At 72.7% G+C, this 17,507-nt stretch carries 16 protein-coding genes; 10 read left to right on the top strand and 6 right to left on the bottom strand.

Translation table 11 applies throughout. The features are described from left to right. Positions 1-4 precede the first annotated feature (4 nt). Genes NQZ70_RS46400 through NQZ70_RS46390 form a run of 3 tightly spaced genes read right to left on the bottom strand, consistent with a single transcriptional unit; the run spans position 5 to position 3,880 of the window. Positions 5-2,875: a serine/threonine-protein kinase gene (locus NQZ70_RS46400; protein ID WP_129579948.1), complete on the bottom strand. Its 2,871-nt coding sequence runs from the start codon at positions 2,873-2,875 to the stop codon at positions 5-7. Between the two features lie 55 nt (positions 2,876-2,930). Next, positions 2,931-3,437 (bottom strand): hemerythrin domain-containing protein, encoded by a 507-nt coding sequence (locus NQZ70_RS46395; RefSeq protein ID WP_129579947.1) that lies wholly within the window; start codon positions 3,435-3,437, stop codon positions 2,931-2,933. After that, positions 3,434-3,880 carry a hypothetical protein gene (locus NQZ70_RS46390; RefSeq protein WP_129579946.1) on the bottom strand — a complete coding sequence of 149 codons (447 nt, stop codon included), beginning with the start codon at positions 3,878-3,880 and terminating at the stop codon, positions 3,434-3,436. Before NQZ70_RS46390 ends, NQZ70_RS46395 begins: the two co-directional genes overlap by 4 nt. Positions 3,881-4,028: 148 nt before the next feature. Here NQZ70_RS46390 and NQZ70_RS46385 point away from each other — a divergent pair, with 148 nt between their 5' ends. Continuing rightward, positions 4,029-8,120: a transglutaminase-like domain-containing protein gene (locus NQZ70_RS46385; protein ID WP_129579945.1), complete on the top strand. Its 4,092-nt coding sequence runs from the start codon at positions 4,029-4,031 to the stop codon at positions 8,118-8,120. 440 nt (positions 8,121-8,560) lie between these two features. On the opposite strand, the gene NQZ70_RS46380 is transcribed toward NQZ70_RS46385, so the two are convergent. Continuing rightward, positions 8,561-9,457 carry a hypothetical protein gene (locus NQZ70_RS46380; RefSeq protein ID WP_129579944.1) on the bottom strand — a complete coding sequence of 299 codons (897 nt, stop codon included), beginning with the start codon at positions 9,455-9,457 and terminating at the stop codon, positions 8,561-8,563. 213 nt (positions 9,458-9,670) lie between these two features. Here NQZ70_RS46380 and NQZ70_RS46375 point away from each other — a divergent pair, with 213 nt between their 5' ends. The 9 genes from NQZ70_RS46375 to NQZ70_RS46335 all read left to right on the top strand — a co-directional run bounded on the left by NQZ70_RS46375 (position 9,671) and on the right by NQZ70_RS46335 (position 16,470). Further along, positions 9,671-10,750, top strand: coding sequence for an AAA family ATPase (locus tag NQZ70_RS46375; protein ID WP_129579943.1), 1,080 nt, complete (start codon positions 9,671-9,673; stop codon positions 10,748-10,750). 335 nt (positions 10,751-11,085) lie between these two features. Beyond that, a complete protein-coding gene (locus NQZ70_RS46370; protein ID WP_165374504.1) occupies positions 11,086-11,232 on the top strand; it encodes a hypothetical protein in 147 nt (48 codons plus the stop codon). A 418-nt stretch (positions 11,233-11,650) separates the two neighbouring features. Then, positions 11,651-12,211, top strand: a complete 561-nt coding sequence (locus tag NQZ70_RS46365) for a hypothetical protein (protein WP_237244668.1) — start codon at positions 11,651-11,653, stop codon at positions 12,209-12,211. A 109-nt stretch (positions 12,212-12,320) separates the two neighbouring features. Further along, positions 12,321-12,860 (top strand): hypothetical protein, encoded by a 540-nt coding sequence (locus NQZ70_RS46360; protein WP_129579941.1) that lies wholly within the window; start codon positions 12,321-12,323, stop codon positions 12,858-12,860. A 109-nt stretch (positions 12,861-12,969) separates the two neighbouring features. Continuing rightward, positions 12,970-13,509 (top strand): hypothetical protein, encoded by a 540-nt coding sequence (locus NQZ70_RS46355; RefSeq protein WP_129579940.1) that lies wholly within the window; start codon positions 12,970-12,972, stop codon positions 13,507-13,509. A 948-nt stretch (positions 13,510-14,457) separates the two neighbouring features. Continuing rightward, on the top strand, positions 14,458-14,997 hold the full coding sequence (locus tag NQZ70_RS46350; RefSeq protein WP_237244667.1) for a hypothetical protein: 540 nt from the start codon (positions 14,458-14,460) through the stop codon (positions 14,995-14,997). Further along, entirely contained in the window at positions 14,994-15,779 is a 786-nt protein-coding gene (locus NQZ70_RS46345) for a hypothetical protein (RefSeq protein WP_129579939.1), read from the top strand. The genes NQZ70_RS46350 and NQZ70_RS46345 overlap by 4 nt, the downstream gene beginning before the upstream one ends. Continuing rightward, the gene (locus NQZ70_RS46340) at positions 15,776-16,318 is read left to right on the top strand and encodes a hypothetical protein (protein ID WP_129579938.1); all 543 of its coding nucleotides are present in this window, start codon (positions 15,776-15,778) and stop codon (positions 16,316-16,318) included. Before NQZ70_RS46345 ends, NQZ70_RS46340 begins: the two co-directional genes overlap by 4 nt. 8 nt (positions 16,319-16,326) lie before the next feature. After that, a complete protein-coding gene (locus NQZ70_RS46335; RefSeq protein ID WP_207217655.1) occupies positions 16,327-16,470 on the top strand; it encodes a hypothetical protein in 144 nt (47 codons plus the stop codon). A 30-nt stretch (positions 16,471-16,500) separates the two neighbouring features. Here NQZ70_RS46335 and NQZ70_RS46330 read toward each other — a convergent pair whose 3' ends face one another. Further along, positions 16,501-16,719: a hypothetical protein gene (locus NQZ70_RS46330; protein WP_129579937.1), complete on the bottom strand. Its 219-nt coding sequence runs from the start codon at positions 16,717-16,719 to the stop codon at positions 16,501-16,503. A 9-nt stretch (positions 16,720-16,728) separates the two neighbouring features. After that, positions 16,729-17,277, bottom strand: a complete 549-nt coding sequence (locus NQZ70_RS46325) for a hypothetical protein (RefSeq protein WP_129579936.1) — start codon at positions 17,275-17,277, stop codon at positions 16,729-16,731. Positions 17,278-17,507: the final 230 nt, after the last annotated feature.

The following is a 17,507-nucleotide window of genomic DNA, read 5'->3' as shown; positions in this document are numbered from 1 at the left end:
CTCTTCACTCTGCGTGCGGGGCCGGTTCTTCCTGGGGAGGCGACGCCGTTGGGGGCGACTCTCCGTGGGGCGAGGCCGGCTCTTCCCCGGCCGGCTCCGAGGGCGGGGTCGGGATCTCGATCGTCAGGTCGTCCACCTTGGCCGGCTCTTTGCGCTGCCTCTTCGGTGGAGGCGCCGGGCGCCGCTTCCGCGGCGGCGCCGTCGCGGAGGCGCTGGCCGACGGCTGCGCCGCGGGCGCGGCCGTCGGGGGGGCCGACGCCGTGGCGCTGGGCTCGGGCGCGGGCTCCTGCGGCGGCGCAGGCGCAGGCGCGGCGGCGGGCGGCGGGGTCTCGCTCTCGGCCGCCGGCGCGCTCTGCGGCAGGCGCTGCGAGCGGAGGACCTGCCAGGCGACGACGCCGGCGAGGGCCACCAGCGCGAGCGCTGCCCAGCGGACACGCCGGCGCCGGCGCGAGCCGGGGTCGAACTCCAGAAGCTCGCTTTCCTGCGCCAGCCCGCTCACGCTGGACGCCTTCATCCAGTGCTCCGGCGTCTCGCCGGAGGGCACGGCGCGAGCCGGTGGGGCGACGGCTGGCGCGACCGGCGGCTCGAGCGGCCGCGACGCGCGCAGCGAGGCGGGGGGCGGCGCGGCCACGGCCGCCGCGACGGCCGCTCGTCTGACGCTGTCGCGGGGCTCTTCCGGCAGCTCGTGGCTCGGCGGCTCGTCGTGCTCGCGCGCGGTCGCGCGCGGATCGGCCTCGTGCGGCGAGGGCTCGCGCGGCGTCTGCGCCGCGGGCGGCGGCTCGCCCGGCGCGCTCGGCGCGACGGGCGCGCCGCTCTGGAGCGCCGGCATCGCGGGCTCGGCCGGCGCAGGACCTGCGGGCTCGGCCGGCGCGTGGGCGGCGGGCTCGCCGGAGGCGGGCGTCGCGTCGGCCCGCGGGGCGAGCGCCGCGGGCGCGGCCGGCGCCGCCCAGGGCTCGTCGACGTCGGTGTCGATCGCGTCGTCGTCGAACTCTTCGATGTCGACGTCGACGAGCGAGGGCGCGCTGTCGGCTTCCTTCCGCGGCGCCTTGCTGCGCGCCAGCGCCAGCGGCTCCGAGCCTGGCGGGGCCTCGACGCCGTCCGCCGTGGGCGACGTGCTGCTCGGCGGCCCGGAGAGCGGCGCCCCGGTGGCGAGCGGCGCCCCGGTGGCGAGCGGCGCACCCGCGGAGGGCGGCGCGCCCGCGGAGGGCGGCGCGCCCGCGGCGGGCGGCGCGCCCGGAGGGAGCGGCGTGCCCGCGGCGGGCGGCGCGCCCGGAGGGAGCGGCGCGCTCGGGGAGCGCGGCGTCCCGGTGGCGAGCGGCGCGCTCGTGGAGCGCGGCGCGCCCGCGGAGGGCGGCGAGCCCGTGGAGGGCGGCGAGCCCGTGGAGGGCGGCGCGCTGGGAGGGAGCGGCGTGCCCGCGGAGAGCGGCGGCCGCTCGATCCGCTGGGACGAGGCCGGCGGCTGCTCGCCGACCGGAGCCAGCGACGCCGCCGGAGGCCGCTCGGCGGCGCGCGGCGGCGCCGGGGGAGGCCGCTCGGTGGCGCGCGGCGGCGTCAGAGGCCGCTCGGTGGCGCGCGGCGGCGCCGGAGGTCGCTCGGTGGCGCGCGGCGGCGTCAGAGGCCGCTCGGTGGCGCGCGGCGGCGCCGGAGGCCGCTCGGTGGCGCGCGGCGGCATCGGAGGCCGCTCGCCGGACCTGGCAGACAGCGGCGAGCGCTCGGTGAGCGGCGGCCGCTCGGTGAGCCGCGGCGGCGCCGGCGGCCGCTCGCTCGGCCGCGCCGGGGCCCTCACGCTCGGCCTGGCCGACAGCGGAGCTGCCGCCGCGTCTGCGGCCTGCTCGCTCGGCCGCCGCTCGGGCGAGCGCGTCGAGATGGCGCCGGCGGGGTCGCCCACCTGGGGCAGCGGCGGCGCCTTGGGGATCGTCGAGCCCATCGCCGGCCGCGGCGGGGCCGCCGGCGGGCGCGTCGGCGCGGGGCGGGGCGGCATCGGCGGCGGCCGCGGCGAGCTCACGCTGCTCGCCGCCGTCTCGGTCGACAGCTCGGCGATGCGGGCGAGCGACTCCGCGAGGTCGCGCGCGCTGCTGAAGCGCTGGTCCGGATCGCGATCGCACGCGCGCGCGAACCACGCGTCGAAGCTCGGCGGCAGCTCCGGGTTCACCCGCGAGGGCACCGGGATCTCGCCGAGCGAGATCTTGATCAGCAGGTCGCCGACCCCCTCGCTGTCGAACGGGAGCTCGCCCGTCACGCACTGGTAGACGATCACGCCGAGCGCCCACAGGTCGGCGCGGAAATCGACCTCCCGGAGCCCCTTCACCTGCTCCGGGCTCATGTAGTGCGGCGTGCCCATGAGCGTCCCGACCGTCGTGCGCTGGGCGGCCCGCTTCCCGTGGCCCACCTTGGCGATGCCGAAGTCGAGGATCTTGACGACCTCGTCGTCCTCGTTCGCGCAGAGGAAAAAATTCTCGGGCTTGAGGTCGCGATGCACGATGCCGGCCCCGTGCGCGCGGGTGAGCGCGCGCGCGACCTGCGTCACGATCTTCGACGTCTCCTGGAGCGTGAGGCGGCGCCTCCGCGCGAGCCGCTCGAAGAGGTCCTCGCCCTCGAGCAGCTCCATCACGATGAACGGCTGCTCGCCCTCGATGCCGTGATCGAGGATCTGCACGACGTGCGTGCTGCGCAGCTGCGCTGCAGCGGTCGCCTCACGGCGGAACCGCTCGCGGGCGTCCTCCTGCTTCGCGAGCTCGGGATCGATGAGCTTGACGGCGACCTGGGTGCCGAGCGCCAGGTGCTCGGCGACCCACACCGAGGCTTGCGCGCCCTGCCCCACGGGTCGGATGAGGCGGTAGCGCTCGCTCAGCACCTGACCAGCTGCGGTAGACACGGCGGCAAAAGCCTACGTCGAGGGGAACATCTGTGTCGAGTTCCTGCGCACCACCTCAGATCCCCTGACGAACGGTTTCCTTCATCAGCTCGCGCCACTCGTCGCGGGTGAGCTCCGGATAAATGTAGTCGCCCTCGAAATTTGTATGGTGCAGGAGCAGGCGGGCGACATTCACGATGCTCCCCGCGACGTCGCCGGCCTGCGCGACGTTCGCCAGCGCCTCGGTCGCCTCGCGCACGGCGGCGTGCTGCTTCAGCGCGACCTGGACCTCCTCGGCGAGCCCGCGGGCCTGGAAATGAGGAAAGATCGCGGCCTCCTCGTAGCGCATGTGCCGCTCCATCGGGCCGCGGAGGAACGCGAGCAGGCTCCCGCGCTCGGCGATGGCCTCGTCCGCGGAGCGCTGCGCCATCGCTATCAGCTTCCGCGCCATCTCGCGGGCGAGCTCCTCCTCCTCGAAGAGCTCGCTCACCATCCGGTCCAGTTCCATGACGCGCCGGCCGTCGTAGTCCAGATCCCGGACGAGGTCGAGGCCGGCGCGGCGCGATCCCGAGCGCGGGGTCAATCGGCGGAGGCGCGCGCGCGGACGATCGCGGCGAGCCGGCCGACGACGCCGCTCGCGACCATCGAGAGCACCTGCTTCTCCAGCGCCTGCCGCTCGGACGGCCTGCCGCCGAACGAGATGCGCGAGCGGGCGGTGGGGCCGCCGACGACGCGGCCGACGATGGTGCAGGTCACGCGGTGCACGTCGCCCCGCGTGACCGAGGTGAACTCGGCGACGCGCGCGCTCAAGACCACCGATTTCGCCTTGCCGAAATCCGCCTTCTTCGCGGCGCTCTTGAGCAGGCCGCGCAGGGCGCGCGCCCGCTGGGCCTGGCCTTCGCCCGCGGGCACGTCGACGCTCTTCCACTCGACCTTGGTCTCGCGGGCGAAGGTCGACGCTGGCAAGGCCGTGAGGGTGGTCAGGGCCATCACCGCCGAGAGCAACCATCGTGACGCGCGGCGCATGGGAGCAGGCTAGTGGGCCGCGAGCCCGGCGGCCAAATTCGCGCACGGCTTCACCCCGCGGGGCGGCCGCGCCGCGCGACCCGGCGCGATCGCCGCGCTCGCGCCGCGATCGGGCACGCGCTATGCCGTGGCCCGGAAGCGAGGATCGATGGAGCGGAGCTCGCCGGGGGAAGATCGAGGCGATCGACGAGGACGAGATCGGCGCGCGGGGCGCGCGGCGCGCCGGGGCGGATGCCTGGCGGCGCTGCTCGCGATCGCCGTCGCGCCCGCGGTGGGCAACGCGCAGGCGCCGCGCCCGGGCGGCGCCAAGGCGGCCGCGCCGGCGGCGGGCGGCGCCGCGGCGGGCGGCGCGCCGGCGCGGCGTCCGAGCGGCGCGAAGGTGGATCCGCGCGCGCCCGCGGCCGCGGGCGCGCCGGCGGCCGCGGGCGCGCCGGCGGCCGCGGGCGCGCCCGCGGCCGCGGGCGCGCCGGCGGCCGCGGCCGCGGGCGCGCCGGCGGCCGCGGGCGCGCCGGCGGCCGAGAAGCGCGCGCGTATCGCGATCGCGCCGCGGTGGACCGCCGCGACGCCCGACGAGATGCTCGACGCCGCGCTGGCCCGGGCGCGGCGGGGCGGCGACGACGCGCTCGCGGGGCTCGTGATCGCGGCGGCGCTCTCCGATCGCGCCGCGCAGGGCCGCGCGCGCGAGGGCCTCGCGCAGATCGCGGCGTCCGCCTCGCCGCTCGCCGACGAGGCGCGCTGGCTCGCGGCCTCGCTCGCCCCCGAGCCGCCGGCGGCGACGTGGCCCGGCGCGCGCGCCGTCTCGTACGACGCGCCCCCGGACCCGTCGGGGCTCGTGAAGGCGTTCGCCATCCTCGGGCCGTTCCAGGACAACTCGGGCGGCGGGCTCGCGCGCCGCGAGGGGCCCGAGGCCGAAGGCCAGCGCGTCTCGGACATGAGCGCCCGCTACGCCTGGGGGGTCTACGACGTCGCGTGGCGCCGGGTGCTGCCCGCCGCGGCGACCGCGCGCGGCGTGCCGCTCGACCTCTACATCCATCCCCGCGCCGAGAGCTGCACCTACCTCGCCTCGCGCGTGACCGTCCCCGCCGCGCTCGATCGCAAGCCGATCCTCGCTCACGTCGCCGCGACCGGCGCCGTGCGGCTCGCGTGGGACGGCGCGGACGTCGCCTCCAGCGACGCGGCCCACCAGCGCCTCGTGCTCGATCGCATCGCCGCGCGGATCGAGGCGCCCGCGGGCGATCACCTGCTCGCCCTCAAGGTGTGCACCGGCGCCGTCGCCGACGAGGGGCGCGTCCGCGTGCGCTTCACCGACGAGCAGCGCCGTCCGGTGGCGCTCGCGACCTCGTCGGACCTCACGAGGCTCGCGCCGCCCCCGGCCGCGCCGTCGCGGTCGACCGCCGTCGCGACGGCGCTCGACAGGGCGCTCGGCGCGGGCGCGGCGCAGGCGCCGCAGCAGATCGAGCAGACCCTCACGGCCGTCGTGGCGCGCACGCTCGGCGGCGCGGACGACCAGCGATCGCCCCGCGCCCCCGGCCTGCTCGACCGCGTGACGCGGTCGCCGGGGATCTCCGCGGACGCGCTCGCCCTCGCCGGGTGGGTGTCGCCGTTCGGCGCGAACCGCAGCGGCTGGCTCGAGGCCGCGCGCGCCCGCGGCCTCGCCGAGAAGGACCGGGCCACCGCCTCGTTCGCGCAGCGCAGGCTCGTCGCGGCCCACCTCGCCTCGGACCGCGCCGACTGGGCGGCCGCCGTGCTGCGCGAGGAGCCGCTGCGCTCGGCGCGCGACCCCGAGGCGCGCGTCCTCCGCGGCCTCGTCGAGAAGAAGCTCGGGACCTCGGGGCTCGCGCGCGCCGGGCTCGAGGAGCTGCTCGCGGTCGAGCGCGAGCAGAAGGACCGGACCCCGGTCGTCGTCTGGCAGGAGATCGCGGCCGCGGCCCGGCTCGATCCGGCGCTCGCGCTGCGGGCCGCGCGGAGGCTCGCCGAGATCGCGCCCGAGTCGCGGGGCGCGGACTACGTGCTCGCGTTCGAGCCCGAGGGCGGCGCCGCGCTGGAGGTGGCCGCCGCCGGCGCGCTCGCGCAGCAGACGTCGGCCGAGGACGTCATCCGCATCGGCCGCGCGCTCCACGACGCGGGCCGCGTCGCGTGGGCGCGCGAGGTCCTGTCGTATGCGACGCAGGTCGCGCCGAACCAGCCCGCCGCGTTCCAGGCGCTCGCGGCGGTCCGGCAGGGCCAGGCGAGCGCCGCGGCGGCCGCGCTCGCGAACGGCGCGCTCGCGCGGGCGCGCGACCTCGCGCCGGGCGACCCGTTCCTCAAGGCCGAGCTCGCGCTCCGCCTCGGCGAGGGCGCGGCCGGCGCGCCGGGCCGGCGGCGCATGCGCGACGAGCAGTACCTCGTCGCGCCCGGCGTCTTCCTCGAGCGCGGGCGAAAGGAGCCGGCGAAGAAGGGCGAGGTGGCCGACCGCCAGCTCCACTGGGTGCGCGTCGTGACGTACCACCCGGACAAGCGCGTCTCGCAGCTCATGCACTACGCGCGCGAGATCGTCATCGAGCCGCGCACCGATCAGGACCTCTACGAGCGCGACATCCCCGCCGAGGCCGAGGACACCGAGCTCCTGTTCGCGCGCGTGCACCGCAAGGACGGCACGGTGGCGCCGCCGGACGAGCAGGGCGCGGGCGGGCAGCGGCCGTTCGTGCGCTGGCCCAAGCTCGCGGCCGGCGACGTGGTGGAGGTCGCGGTGCGCGCGTGGACCCCGGGCCCCGTCGGCCGCCGCGGCGACGCGCCGTTCTACTTCATCGACTACGTCGGCTCGACCGACACGCGGCCGATCCTCTACAACGAGGTCGTCGTCGACTCGCCGACGAGCGACGGCCTGGCGATCGACGTGCTGAACGGCAAGGCGGAGCGGGTGCTCCGGTCCGAGAAGGACGGCCGCCAGGTGACGCGGTTCATCTGGGACGACCCGCCCGAGGTGCCGGAGGAGCCGCTCGCCCCGCACCTCGCCGAGGTGCTGCCGGTCGTCGTCGGCTCCACGTTCCACGGCTGGCACGACTTCCGGGAGTGGTACCGGGGCGCGGTCGCCGGCTTCACGGAGCCGGACGATCAGGTCCGCCGGCTCGCCGCCGAGCTCACGAAGGGCAAGACCACGCGCGAGGACAAGCTGCGGGCGCTCTTCGACTTCGTCGCCGACGACATCCGGTACGTGAACTTCGTCTCGGGCGAGTGGTGGCTGCCGAACCGCCCGCAGGAGCTCCTCGCGCGGCGCCAGGGCGACTGCGACGACAAGGCGATGCTGCTGATCACGCTGCTCAAGTCGATCGGCATCGACGCGACGGAGGTGCTGGTGCAGACGCGCTACACGGGCCAGCCCTCGCTGCTCCGGAGCGAGGTGGCGGCGATCCCGGTGTTCGATCACGGCATCGCGTACCTGCCGGGCGCGGGCGGCGCGCCGGGGCTGTGGCTCGACGCGACGAGCCCGCAGAGCCGGCTCGGGCCGCTGCCGGCGATGGACGCGCGCACGCTGGCGCTGTTCGTCGACGACGGGCCGCCGAAGATCGTGGAGACGCCGGCGAGCTCGCCGGCCGATCACGGCGTCGACGCCGAGTGGACCATCGCGCTGCAGCCGTCGGGCGCGGGCGAGCTCGCGGCGAGGGAGCGGCACATCGGCGACGCGGCGTTCGAGCTCCGGTCGAACCTGGCGGAGGCCGACGCGCGGGCGCAGTGGGTCGAGCAGTACCTCGCGTACGGCTGGTTCCCGACCGTCGACGTGAAGCCCAAGGTGGCGTTCCAGGCCGATCTGCCGCACGGGGCGGCGACGCTCGAGTTCGAGGCGCGCACCGAGGGGCTCGCGCGCCGCGAGGGCGCGGAGCTCGCCGTGCCGCTCTCGGGCACGTCCACGCTGACGTCGCAGCTCGCGCCGCTCGTGAAGCGCACGCTGCCCGTGGTCCTGCCGCCGAGCCTCGCGCCGCGGCACCACAACCGGACGATCACGATCGTCGCCCCCGCGGGGTACGCGTTCGCGGAGCTCCCGCCGGGCGGCGACGAGAACGGCGGCGACTTCGGCCGCGCGTCGATCTCGTTCGCCAAGGCGCCGGGCAGGAACGCGGTCGTGGTGAAGGAGCGCGTGGTCCTCGACCGGTCGACGATCCCGGTGGCCCAGTACGCCGCCTGGCGCGGCTGGCTGCAGCGGGTCGACGGGCTCCTGCACCGGATGGTGCGGCTCGTGCCCGTCGGGACGGCGAAGAAGTAGGCGCCGGCGAGCGACCCCGTCACGCCGGCGAGGCAGCAGGCGCGGTGACGGCGAAGGAATGATCGCTACCGGCGCCCCGGCGCGCGGGGAGCGGCGCGGCGACGTCGAAGGACCGCTCCCCGCCCGTCGGAGGAGGGCGCCCCGCCGCGGGAGGACCTGCCCCGGCGCTCCGGGGCGCCGTCGTTGGCGCTCGACCGCTCCTCTGCGCCGCTCGGACCCGCGCGTCGATGGTTCCTGCGATCGGCTCGGCGCGCCGCGGCCGCGGGGGCGAGCCTCGGCGATCGCTCCCCGAAGCGCGGGGGAGCCTCTTGTCAAGTCGGATCTGACGGCGCGCGGTGCGGGGGAACGGCCGTCGAGCGTCGACGCGGCGTCCCCGGCATGCGGGGGAACGATTGTCAAGCGTTGCGGCGGGTTCCCGGCGGTAGCGGCGGCGGGCGCGCTCAGCGGCCGAGCTTGGCGCGCAGGGCGGTGACGCGGGCGGCGAGGGCCTCGGCCGCCTTCTCGGCCTCGGCGAGGGCGGCGGCGTCGGCCTCGCGCTGCGCCTTCTCGCGCGCCGAGACCTCCTCGGCGGCGAGGACCTCGGTGTAGCGCGTCTTCAGCGCGGCGAGCTGCTGCTCGACCTCGGCGATCTTGGCGGTGAGCTCGGCGGCCGTCGCCGGCTCCGGCTCCTCGGCCGCGGTCTTGCGGCGCGGCAGGCGCTTGAAGAAGAGATCGGCGAACGTGTTGGGAAGGCGCTTGTCCGGGTGCTTGTGCGGCATCTCGGACAGCGCGCCGTAGGTGGACTTGCGCAGGGCGTTCTGAGCGTCGATGAACGCCTTGCGCTCGCCGACGGTGCGGAACTCGCGGTTCTTCTGCTTGGCGGCGGCGAGCGCCGCGGTCGCGGCGTCGGCCTTTTGAATCGCCGCGGCGAGCTGCTCGCCGAGCGCGCGGAGCGCCTGGCTTCCGCCGGTGAGGGAGGGCAGCCACGCGCGCATGGTCTCGAGCTGACCGCCGAGGACAGGCCGCTTGAGGTCGCTGGGGCGCTGGTTGCCGAAATAGAGAGTGTAGAGCGGCGCGCTGCGGTCGTTGCCGGCCTCGGCGAGGATGGTGTTGGCGATGGCGTCGACGAGGGCGTCGAGCGCCTCGTCCGCGACGCTGACCTGCGTCGTCGCTTTGAGGATGTCCATCCAGAGGAGGATCTCCTGACGATCGACCGCCATCCACCGTTCTTGCTGCGCCTGGAACGGGGCGGCGAGACCCTGGGTGAAGGGATAGGCGAGCAGCCATGTCAGGGTATGGGTGTTCTGTTCGAGGACGCTCTCCAGCGAGGCGTCTTGTTCGATGATAGGTGCGGGCATGGCCGGACAGGCTATCGGGGCCGTCGCGAGCGCGTCAATGGAGGCTCGACGACGGAATGGTGCTGTCGCGGCGCGCGCCTAAGTCCGCCGCGCATGGAATGCAGCTGCGACGGTCGTGCCACGGCTGCATGAGCCAGCGCGCACGAAGGGCTCAGGGGGTTAGGCGGTCGCGGCCGGTGTCGAAGCGGCCGGCGTGGGGCTATCCTGGGCGGGATGACGGTCCAGGAGCTCCACGTCGCCGGGTATCGCTCGATCCGCGAGCTGACCCTCCCGCTCGCGCAGGTCAATGTCATCGTCGGACCAAACGGCGTCGGCAAGACCAATCTCTATCGCACCATGGTGCTGCTCGGCGCCGCGGCGAGCGGGAGCTTCGCGCGCACGCTCGCCGAGGAGGGGGGGATGCCGTCGGTGCTCTGGGCCGGCCAGCGCAGCAAAGGCCCGGTGCGGATGACGCTGCGGGTGCGGCTGGATCAGCTCGTCTACGAGCTTCAGTGCGGGCTGACGCCGCCGCCTGGGGGGCCGTTCGCGCTGGACCCGGACATCAAGGAAGAGAACCTGTGGTTGCTCGACAAGCGCCGGCGCCTGCCGATGCTGGAGCGGGCCGCGGGCTCGGCGTTCGTGCGCGACGCGGACGGCCACCGCGTGGCCTTCCCCTTCTCGCTCTGGGGCTCGGAGTCGGTGCTGTCGCAGGTGGTGGAGCCGCACCGCTTTCCGCTCCTCTCGGTGGTGCGGCAACAGCTGATGAACTTCCGGTTCTATCATCACTTCCGCACCGACTCCGGCGCGCCGCTCCGGGTCGAGCAGGTCGGGGTGCGGACGCCGGTGCTCAGCACCGATGGCCACGATCTGGCCGCGGCGCTGGCGACGATCCTCGATATCGGCGACAGGGGCGCGCTGCAGGATGCCATCAAGAACGCGTTCCCGGGCGCGTCGCTCGAGGTCTCCTCGACGCAGGGGCGGTTCCGCGTCGAGCTCGGGTTGCCGGGGATGTCGCGGCCGCTCGACGCCCGCGAGTTCTCGGACGGCACGGCGCGCTATCTCTGCCTGCTGGCGGCGCTCTTGAGCCCGAGGCCTCCGCTGCTCCTGGCGCTGAACGAGCCGGAGACGAGCCTGCATCCGGATCTGCTCGGGCCGCTCGGGGATCTGCTCGTGCACGCGGCATCCCGGAGCCAGCTGTGGATCACGACGCACTCGCGCCCGCTGGCAGAGCGGATCCGGAAGGCGACGCCCTGCCGGGTCATCGAGCTCGACAAGCGAGGTGGAGAGACGGTGCTGGCGGGCGGCGGAGGATGAACGACGTTCGCTCCCGCGTGAGCCCTGCGAGCGGGGCCGGTGCGGGGGAGGCGCGGGGCCGGTGCGGGGGAGGCGCGGGGCCGGTGCGGGGGAGGCTGGGGCCGTCGCCGGAGAGGTCTCGAGCGCGGGCTCGGCGCCGCGGCCTCGTCGACCGCGGCGCGGCCGCGGGTGTCGAGCGGCGGTGTAGAGGAGGATGCCGGCGAGCGCGCGATTGTGCTGGCGTCGACGATGGCGCCGGGGCAGAGAGCGGGGCCGCGGCGTCGAGGAGCACCCCGGCGGGATACGCACCCTCCGGCGGACCGGAAGGGGCAGTCGATGGAAGGATGGGTTGCCTGATGAAAAGAACGTTGTCTCCCGGGTGCGGTGCGACGGCGGTCTCCTTTAGCTCGGATCCCCGGGATTGGGTGTGGGTCATCGTGACCCTGCTCGTGCTCGTCGGCATGGGCGCCGCGCTCGTCCTCGGCATCCGGCGCCGTCGCTGACGTCGGAGGCCGGCTGGGCCTCTCTTGGAGGCCTCGCCGCACAGGGCGAGCCCGCCCCGACGACCGCCGCCGCCCTGGCCTGGCGTGCCCCAGGTCGCCTCGCCCCCACGTCGCCCTCCCCGTCCGCTCTGGGCGGTAGGACCACGGCGATCGGGGTGTTCCCGGCACAATTCGGGTTGACGTTCTATTCCACGATCGGAAGGATGGCCGCGCCGGCACGTCGCTCGTCCGTCGCGAGAGAGGAAAGGGAACGATGGGCAGGAGAGGCCGGCGGATCGCAGGGGCGGCCCTGGTGGAGCGCGTACGTCGCCGGACCGCTGGGGGTGTCGGTGAGCGCCAACGTGAGCTGGGTCGGCGGGGCAGCCAGGTGCTCCCGGGCCACGTGTCCGTCGTTCGACGCCAGGGCAACGAGTCCATGATGACAAATCGCTCCGAGCTGCTCGACGTCGTCTACCGCTTCTATCCACGTGGCGTGCAGAAAATCCAGCGCATCCATGTGCCTCCCAACGCGCCCGTCTACGAGGACACGGAGGAGCACCGCCGCCTGGTGGAAGCTGTAGACCGCGGGCGAGCGGAGTACCCGACGTGGAAGGCGATGATCCGTCGCCTGAAAGATCGATACCGCCTTCAGAACGAGTCCGTCCACCTGTTGGCGGGGGGAAGCGATCCGGCGTACTCGGCCCGCATCTATCGCCCGAAGGATCTAGAGCCCGTTCCCTCGCTCAGCAGCAGGGCTTCGCTCAGCTTCCACGTGAGCCTTCTCGGGCCCTATTATGGAGTCCACAGCAGGGGCGAGCCCGACGAGATGCCGGCGGCGGTCGCAGGAGAGATCGAGGCCACGTACCCCGGCTACCAGCCGATCCCGCCGGAGCTCGGGAACGAGGTGGTGCCAGATGTGGACGTGGATGGGGTGTCGATGGGCGAGGCGACGATCTACGTGTGCCTCTTGTCGGTCGTGTGGACTTGGGCGGATCCGTAGCCGTTTCCCTGGGCGGCCGCCGCCCACTTGGCCGAGCTCGGGCGCGCGAGAAGGTGGAGGCTGTGCCCAGGTCCAAGTCACCGCGACTCGGCGCCAAGGTAAAGAACCCATGAAGACAACTCGCTCAGAGCTGCTCGACGTCGTCTACCGCTTCTACCCGCGGGGCGTGCATAAAATTTCGCGCATCCATGTGCCTCCGGGCGAGCCCGTCTACGTCGATACGGAGGAGCACCGCCGCCTGGTGGAAGCTGCGAACCGCGGGCGAGCGGAGTACCCAACGTGGGAAGCGATGATCCACCGCCTGGGGGATCGATACGGCCTTCAAAGCGAGTCGCTCAGCCTGGTGGCGGGGGAGAGCGACCCGGCATACTCGGCCCGCATCTGGCTCACCGACGAAATGGCGCTCAGCTTCCACGTGTCCCTGCTCGGGCCATACTACGGGATCCACCTCCCCGGCATCCCCGAGGAGGAGCTGGTGGCGCGCGAGATCGCTCGGGAGATCGAGACCACGTACCCAGGCCACAAGCCGATCCCACCGGAGCTCGGGAACGAGGTGGCGCCGGATGTGGACATGGATGGGTTGATGATGGGCGAGGCGACGATCTACGCCTGCCTTTTCTCGAACGTCTGGACTTGGGTGGATCCGTAGCCATTCCCCTGGGCGGTCGCCGCCCACTTGGCCGAGCTCGGGCTTACGAGAAGGTGGAGGCTGTGCTCAAGTCCAAGTTGCCGCGACTCGGCGCCAAGGTAAAGAATCCATGAAGATAACTCGCTCCGAGCTGCTCGATGTCGTCTACCGCTTCTACCCGCGGGGCGTACGTTGCACCGAGCGCATCTACGTGCCTCCTAACGAGCCCTTCTACGACGACACGGAGGAGCACCGCCGCCTGGTGGAAGCTGCAAACCGAGGGGGAGCGGAGTACCCAACGTGGAAAGCGATGATCCGCCGCCTGGGGGATCGATACAGTCTTCAGAACGAGTCGCTCAGCCTGTTGGCGGGGTGGGCCGACCCGGCGTACTCGGCACGCATCTGGCTTACCGACGAAACAGCGCTCAGCTTCCACGTGTCCCTGCTCGGGCCATACTATGGGATCCACCTCCCCGGCATCCCCGAGGAGGAGTCCGTGGCGCGCGAGATCGCTCGAGAGATCGAGGTCGCGTACCCCGGTCACCGACCGATCCCGCCGGAGCTCGGGAACGAGGTCGTGCCGGATGTGTCGATGGCCACGGTGTTGATGGGCGAGGCGACGATCTACGTGTGCCTCTTCTCGGTCGTGTGGACTTGGGTCGATCCGTAGGCATTCCCCTGGGCGGCCGCCGTCCACTTGGCCGAGCTCGGGCGCTTCGCCGCGAGACGCTCGAGGCGAGTTCGGCGGCGCCACGTGCGCGGCGGCGCGGTCGTGGCCGATACGCCTTGGGGGAGAGAAAGAGGTCGGGCGGCTCGCACCTCGGCAGGGATCATCTCCTCCAACCAGCGCACCGCGGCCGGCGTCGAGGCCTCCGTCGTTGAGCTCCTGGAGCACCAGCGCGGCGTTGTCGGCGTCGAGGCCGGGCGTCGAGCTCCTGGAGCACCACCACGGCGCGACCGGCGTCGAGAGGTCCCCGGCGTTGGGCTCCTGGAACACGAGCGGATCATCTCCTCCAGGCGGAAGCGCCGCGCGAGGCTCGGGGCCGTCGCCGGCCACTTGGCCGAGCCTGGACCGTCCGCCAGTGACGAGGAGTTCGAGCGCGAGCTCGGCGTGGTCCCCGCGGCGAGCCGCCGGCACCATGCACCGCAGCCCGGACGGTCCCGCAGTTCTCGCTGCTGCTCGAGGGCGTCCGCCGCTATTGCCCCGGCCGGCGAGCCTCTCGGCGTCGTCGAGCTGCCGAGCCGCGCCTACGCTGATCACCTCGCGCGCGGCCTTGCTGTCTGCTCCGGCGCCATGTACGCCGCGCAGAACGGGCGCCAGCTGGCCGACCCGCGCCGTGCCGACTTCGCGCCCGGAGTCATCCAGGTGAACCTCGACGCCGGCGACGCCTCCGCGCGCCGGTGTCCACCTCGACCCCGCGGCCGCTATCTGTTCGCCCTGGCCCGGCGTGCCCCAGGTCGCCTCGCCCCTGCGTCGCCCTCCCGTCCGCTCTCGGCGGTAGGACCCACGACCGTCGGGGTGTCCCCGCCCCAATTGGGGTTGACGTTCTATTCCACGATCGGAAAGATGGCCCGCGCCGACACGTTGCTCGTCCGTCGCGAGAGAGGAAAGGGAACGATGGGCAAGAGAGGCCGGCGGATCGCAGGGGCGGCCCTGGTGGTCTTCCCGGTCCTCGCCGGACCGGCGCAAGCACGAGCATCCGAGCTGAGCGCCGGCGTGAGCTTCGGGTGGCTTCAGGCCGGTACCGTTCCGCGCCTCGCGGTGGGGCCGCATGCCGGCATCTCGTGGCCCATCCAGCGAAACATCCTGTTCACGGTGCACGACCTGTGCACGATCCTACCTCCGCCGCAGGAGGACGGGTTCGGGGTCTACAACCAGACCTCGGTCGACCTCGGGTACGCTTGGAAGGATGGCAACATCAGCGCGGGGCCTTCGGTCGCGCTTTACGCCGTGCCGGCGTGCGGCATCACCTTGTGCGGCCGCGTCGGTGGCGTGGCCGTGGGCGGCCACGCGCAGTCGAGCGCGTACGTCGCCGGACCGCTGGGGGTGTCGGTCAGCGCCAATGTGAATTGGATCGGCGGCGGTAGTCTTGTGCTCCCGGGCTACGTGTCCGTCGTCGTCGTTGCTGGTCCTGTGCTTCGATGGAGTGCGAAATGAACGCGAGAAGATTCCTGTTGTCGATCTTGGCCATCTCGGTTTGGACGCTGGCTGCGTGCAACTGGACGATAGGAGACTGCTATCCTGTCGAGGAACGAAGCTCGGGCGTAGGTGCGGGTCCAGGTTATGATCCCGTCCCCGTCTTCACCTCCGCCTCATCGGGGGACTTCGGGGCGGAGCCGCCGGACGGGCCCAACGACGGCAGCGAGCGCAAGATCGCGTGCAACAAATGGGAGCTCGAACACGAACACGAAGAAGAGAGCCCACGCGACAGCTCGGAGAGGCCGACAGAGAGCACGACGAGCCCGCAAGACCCCTGCCCTGAATTCGGCGACATAGCAGGAGACGGAGCGACCGTCTTGAGCTGCAGCGATGCGTGCAGCTCGAAGTGTCCGCCGCCTGGAATGGCCCCATGGATATACGTAAATTTCGAACCGTCGGACTTCATGTTTGTCGTCATCACCGATGACGATGCTACGGGTGGAGGCGCAGGGTGGCAAGAAGCCAAGGCCAAACTGAATTTTAAGAGACTTACTGTGCCGCATAAGGCTAAGAGTTGGTCCTGCGCTTTTACCATCGGCATGCCGCTCCGGACTGAGATTTATGGACGAATCGATGCAGACCGTGCAGCCAGCCTCAGCGAGGAGGCTACGGAGGAGGTAGCAAACCGCATGGACTACGATCTCCCGCAGGGAATATTCTGTAGCAGATTCATCGAACAGACGCGGGCGACGTTCAAATCCAAGTACAAGGGGCTCGGGGCTAGGGTGAAAAATCCATGATGATGACTCGCTCCGAGCTGCTCGACGTCGTCTACCGATTCTACCCGCGGGGCGTGCACAACACCGATCGCATCTACGTGCCTCCGGGCGAGCCCGTCTACAAGGACACGGAGGAGCACCGCCGCCTGGTGGAAGCCGCAAACCGTGGGCGAGCGGAGTACCCAAGGTGGAAGGCCATGATCGACAGGTTGGGGGATCGATACCGTCTTCAAAACGAGTCGCTTCACATCTTGGCAGGGTGGGTCGACTCGGCCTACTCGGCCCGTATCTGGCTCATCGACGAAACGGCGCTCAGCTTTCACGTGTCCCTGCTCGGGCCATACTACGGGATCCACCTACCCGGTATTCCGGAGGAGGAGCCGGTGGCGCGCGAGATCGCTCGGGAGATCGAGGCCACGTACCCCGGCTACCGACCGATCCCGCCGGAGCTCGGGAACGAGGTCGTGCCGGATGTGGCGATGACTGTGGTGATGATGGGCGACGCGACGATCTACATGTGTCTCTTCTCGGAGGTGTGGACTTGGGTTGATCCTGTCTAGCCATTCCCTTGCGTCGGCTGTCCACGTGGCCGAGCTCGGGCACGGCACCGAAACAGCCGGCCGAGCTCGGGCACGACGCCGACGACGAGGGCCTCGAGCGCGAGTTCGGCGCTGGCTTCTCTGGTCCTGGTCAGGTCGGCTTCGGCTGGTAGGTTCTGCGCGAGGCTCGCGTTGTCCCGTGCTCACTCTCCACGCCCCTCGCGCGCGGCCCGTTCGCGTGCGCGGCCTTCGTCGATGCACAACTGGATGAGCAAGGCGATCCAGAGCGGGAACAGGGCGCGGATGACGTTCAGGCCCATCGGTTGCAGTGGCTCGTGGTAGCTCGCCACCGTCGGAGCAGCCAGCAGCCCTCCGCACAGCAGAATCCCGAGGACTCTCAGCGGCCTGGGGTCGGTCGTCATCGATGCGCCTCAGAAGAGCCCGCACAGCACGCCGAGGCCGACGAATTCACCGCCTGTCCAGGAATCGCAGCGCTTCCTGGCTCGCTCCGTCCTCGCACGCGGGCACACACCAAACTGCGCAACGAGAGCTGCTGCGCCCACGAAGACACCGCAGCCTATCGAAAACGGCGAGAGCTCCTGCTGCGCCTCACCGATCGGCCCGCCGCCCTCAGCGTTGGCGAGCGCCGCGTTGGCCTTCCCGGTTCCCTCGCCGTCGAGCACCGCGGAGCACGTCACGTCCTCGTAGGTGCCCAAGGTAAGCGGGTTGAATACGCGGATCAACGCTCCGGGGTACTCGGCACACGCGGCGGCGAGCTGAGGGTGCCCAGCGTTCAGGATCTGCGGGATCGCGTCCTCTGCCGTGATCGCCCGGTCCACGCTGAACACGAAGCTCGGCGGCGCGCCTTCGGCTTGCTCTGCTTCGCGGCCGTCCGCTCCCGCTTTGCCAGGTTCCTCCGCCGCTTCGCAGGCCGTCATGCTCACGAGCGCGGCCGTTCCCAGGATGATCCTGCTGCCCATGTGTCCGTCCCCGCGGCGCCGACTCCGGCCCGCGATGACAGGTTTGCGAGCGGCATGCCACACCTGGTGGGCGTCGTGGGATCGGCCCCCCCTGGAGAGGGGGTCGCGGCGGGGGTGGCAGGGCCCTGAGCTCGCCGCCGGCCACCTGGCCGAGCTCGGGCATGATGCCGGCGACGACGGCCTGGAGCGCGAGCGCGGCGCGGGCGCCATCCTCGGGGGCACGGGTGCGG

Source organism: Sorangium sp. So ce836 (assembly GCF_028553905.1).
In the GTDB taxonomy this organism is placed as follows: Bacteria; Myxococcota_A; Polyangia; order Polyangiales; family Polyangiaceae; genus Sorangium; species Sorangium cellulosum_D.
Note: the sequence above shows the minus strand (reverse complement) of the source record. Positions and strands in the feature narration are given on the sequence as shown.